Annotated in this window: 5 protein-coding genes; 4 read left to right on the plus strand and 1 reads right to left on the minus strand. The window is 69.8% G+C overall.

Annotated elements, in window-relative coordinates; translation table 11 throughout:
* Positions 1 to 885, minus strand: an 885-nt coding sequence (locus MVA01S_RS29010) for an HAD family hydrolase (protein ID WP_060941805.1), incomplete at its 3' end; no start/stop codon positions are given.
* A 39-nt stretch (positions 886 to 924) separates the two neighbouring features.
* Between MVA01S_RS29010 and MVA01S_RS29015 the strand changes: the two genes are divergently transcribed.
* The 4 genes from MVA01S_RS29015 to MVA01S_RS29030 form a co-directional block, all read left to right on the plus strand.
* Complete coding sequence (locus tag MVA01S_RS29015) at positions 925 to 1179, plus strand: glutaredoxin family protein (protein WP_040542669.1); 255 nt, start codon at positions 925 to 927, stop codon at positions 1177 to 1179.
* A gap of 78 nt (positions 1180 to 1257) precedes the next feature.
* Positions 1258 to 2628 (plus strand): glutamyl-tRNA reductase, encoded by a 1371-nt coding sequence (locus MVA01S_RS29020; protein WP_003932727.1) that lies wholly within the window; start codon positions 1258 to 1260, stop codon positions 2626 to 2628.
* A 25-nt stretch (positions 2629 to 2653) separates the two neighbouring features.
* The gene (gene hemC / locus MVA01S_RS29025) at positions 2654 to 3592 is read left to right on the plus strand and encodes a hydroxymethylbilane synthase (RefSeq protein ID WP_003932726.1); all 939 of its coding nucleotides are present in this window, start codon (positions 2654 to 2656) and stop codon (positions 3590 to 3592) included.
* The coding region (locus MVA01S_RS29030; protein ID WP_255251728.1) for an SAM-dependent methyltransferase at positions 3589 to 3852 on the plus strand (264 nt) is incomplete at its 3' end. The genes hemC and MVA01S_RS29030, both read left to right, overlap by 4 nt.

Raw genomic sequence — 3852 nt, forward strand, 5'->3', positions numbered from 1 at the left:
CACCGCGGCCGCCAGCGCGCCGCCGATGGCGCCCAGCGCCAGCGCCGACGGGACACCGATGCGGGCGGCCTTGCGGGCGGTGCGGAAGTCGCGGATCTCCCAGCCCCGTTCCCGGGCCAGGTCACGCAGGTCGGCGTCCGGGTTGATGGCCACCGGGGTGCCGACCAGCGACAGCATCGGGACGTCGTTGAAGCTGTCGGAGTACGCGGTGCAACGGCGCAGGTTCAGGCCCTCGCGGATCGCCAGCGAGCGCACGGCGTGCGCCTTGCCGGTGCCGTGCAGGATGTCCCCGACCAGGCGGCCGGTGAACACCCCGTCGATCGACTCCGCGACGGTGCCCAGCGCGCCGGTCAGGCCCAGCCGCCGCGCGATGGTGTCGGCCAGTTCGTAAGGGGTGGCGGTGACCAGCCACACCTGCTGGCCGGCGTCGAGATGCATCTGGGCCAGCGCCCTGGTGCCCGGCCAGATCTTGTCGGCGATGATCTCGTCGTAGATGTCCTCGCCGAGCGCGATCAGCTCGGCCGTGGAACGGCCCTCGATGAAGGCCAGCGCCTTGCGCCTGCCCTCGGCGACGTCGTCGCTGTTCTCCCGGCCCGTCAGCTGGAACTTCGCCTGGGCCAGCGCGAAGCGGGCCAGGTCCTGGTAGGTGAAGTACTCGCGGGAGGCCAGGCCGCGGGCGAAATGCACCAGCGAGGATCCGTGCACCAGGGTGTTGTCGACGTCGAAGAATGCGGCCGCGGTCAGATCGGGCGGCGGCGGTGGCGGGCCGGCGACGGGGTCCAGCGGCTGCGCCAGGCCCTCCGCGGCGACCTCTGCGCTGACCTCACCGGCGAGTTTCTGCGCCCGGCTGCCTGACCCGGGCTCGGATCCTCCGGTAACGGACACGGGTACCAGATTAGGTCACCTTGTCCGGATACTGGCGGGGTGGATCGACAGGTGGAGCTGCTGACGCGGGAGGGCTGCCCGATGTGTGCGGCCGCGGCGGAGCAACTGGCCGGCCTCGCCGGCGAACTCGGCTTCGTGCTCACGGTCACCGACGTGGACGCCGCGGCCGCCGCCGGCGACAGCGGGTTGCGTGCCGAGTACGGCGACCGGCTCCCGGTGGTGCTGCTCGACGGGGTCGAGCACAGCTACTGGGAGATCGACGAGCCGAGGTTGCGCGAGGACCTGGCCCGCTGAGAACGGCGGAGAGCAAATTTGGTAGGCCAGCTGGTTAACGACTACCTTTGACTGCGTGTTGATCGTGGTGAGGGAGCCATGAGCGTCCTGCTCTTCGGGGTCTCGCACCGCAGTGCGCCGGTGTCGGTTCTGGAGCAATTGAGCACCGACGAATCCGATCAGGCCAAGATCGTCGAAGAGGTCCTGCGGTCCTCGCTGGTGACCGAGGCGATGGTGCTCTCGACCTGCAACCGGGTGGAGATCTACGCGGTCGTCGAGGCCTTCCACGGCGGCCTGTCGGTGATCGGGCAGGTGCTGTCCGAGCACAGCGGCATGTCGCTGCAGGATCTGACCAAATACGCCTACGTGCGCTACGCCGAGGCCGCCGTCGAACATCTCTTCTCGGTCGCCGGTGGCCTGGATTCCGCCGTCATCGGCGAGCAGCAGGTGCTCGGCCAGGTCCGGCGCGCCTACGCGTCGGCCGAGGCCAACCAGTCGGTCGGCCGCACGCTGCACGAGCTGTCGCAGCGCGCCCTGGCGGTGGGCAAACGCGTGCATTCGGAGACGGGCATCGACGCCGCCGGCGCCTCGGTGGTCTCGGTCGCGCTGGACACCGCCGAGAAGAAGGTCGGCTCGCTGGCCGGGCGCAGCGCGGTGGTCGTCGGCGCCGGCTCCATGGGCGCGCTGGCCGCAAAGCACCTGGCCCGCCTCGGCGTCGAACGCATCCACGTGGTCAACCGGACCCTGCCCCGCGCCAAGCGCCTGGCCGAGAACATCCGCGCGTACGGCGTCACGTCCGAGGCGTTCCCGTTCGACCATCTGCCGCCGCTGCTCACCGACGCCGACATCGTCGTCAGCTGCACCGGTGCGGTGCGCCCGGTGGTCTCACTGGCCGATGTGTACCGTGGGCTGGCCCACGTCAGAGAACCCAAAGAGCTCGTCATCTGCGACCTCGGGATGCCCAGGGACGTCGACCCCGCGGTCGCCGGTCTGCCGGGCGTGCTCGTGGTCGACATGGAACGCATCCTGCGCGAGCCGTCGGCCAAGGCCGCGGCCACCGACGCGGATGCGGCCCGCACGATCGTGGCGGCGGAAGTCGCCAACTACCTGGCCGGGCAGCGTATGGCCGAGGTCACCCCGACCGTCACCGCGCTTCGTCAGCGCGCTGCCGATGTCGTCGAGGCCGAACTGCTGCGGCTGGACAACCGGTTGCCCGGACTGGATGCCGGACACCGCGACGAGGTCGCCAACACGGTCCGCCGGGTTGTCGACAAACTGCTGCACGCGCCGACGGTGCGGGTCAAGCAGCTGGCCAGCGCTCCGGGCGGCGACAGCTATGCCGAAGCGCTGCGCGAGCTGTTCGAACTCGACCAGCACGCGGTCGACGCCGTCGCAGGCAGCGAACTGGGACCCATCGCCGGAGGAAATGAAATGGGTCCTGTTGCAATCGATCTCGATAAGACCGAGTGACGCTCGGCCCGCCGAAAGACATCACGTGATTCGAATCGGCACCCGGGGAAGCCTGCTGGCCACCACCCAAGCCGGAACTGTGCGCGACGCCCTGATCGCCGCCGGACATGACGCTGAACTGGTCATCGTCTCCACCGAGGGGGACCGTCGCGCCGACGAACCCATCGCCGACATCGGTGTCGGGGTTTTCACCGCCGCGCTGCGCGAGGCGATCGCCGACAACGTCGTCGACGCCGCTGTGCACTCGTACAAGGATTTGCCGACCGCGGTCGACCCGCGCTTCATGATCGCCGCGACGCCGGTGCGCGAAGACGCCCGGGACGCGTTGGTGGCCCGTGACGGACTGGTGCTCGGCGAGTTGCCGGCGGGCTCGGTGATCGGCACGTCGTCCCCGCGAAGGGCCGCACAGCTTAGAGCACTGGGTCTCGGTTTGGAAATCCGCCCCCTACGAGGCAACCTAGATACCAGGTTGAACAGGGTAAGCAGCGGTGAACTCGACGCTATCGTGGTCGCCAGAGCGGGCTTGGCCCGCATCGGGCGGCTCGAGGTGGTGACCGAAGCGTTGGAGCCGGTACAGATGCTGCCGGCGCCCGCGCAGGGAGCTTTGGCAGTCGAGTGCCGCGCCGGTGACACGGCGCTCGCGGAAGTGTTGTCGCAACTCGATGATGCTGACACGCGGGCGGCGATCACCGCAGAGCGAACCCTGTTGGCCGAACTGGAGGCGGGTTGCTCCGCACCGGTGGGCGCGATCGCCGAGGTGGTCGAGTCTATCGATGAGGACGGCCGCGTCTTCGAAGAGCTGTCGCTGCGCGGCTGCGTGGCGACGCTGGACGGATCCGACGTGATCCGCGCGTCCGGTGTCGGGACACCCGATCGGGCACGGGAGCTGGGGCTCTCGGTGGCCGAGGAGCTGTTCGAACTGGGAGCGCGCGATTTGTTGGACGAAGGCGGGAGAGACAGATGAGCTTGCGAGGACGCAAGGGCAAGCCCGGCCGGATCACGTTTGTCGGTTCCGGGCCCGGTGACCCGGGCCTGCTGACGACGAGGGCCCGCGCGGTGTTGAACAACGCCGCGCTGGTGTTCACCGACCCTGACGTGCCGGAAGCGGTGCTGGCCCTGGTGGGCTCGGAGCTGCCGCCGCCGTCCGGGCCGTTGCCGCCGGTCGCCGAGACGGCACCGAAATCCGCGGGTGCGGCCAAGTCGGCCGACGCCGACGCGGCCGCC

This window comes from Mycolicibacterium vaccae NBRC 14118 = CIP 105934, assembly GCF_001552715.1.
Taxonomy (GTDB): Bacteria; Actinomycetota; Actinomycetes; order Mycobacteriales; family Mycobacteriaceae; genus Mycobacterium; species Mycobacterium vaccae.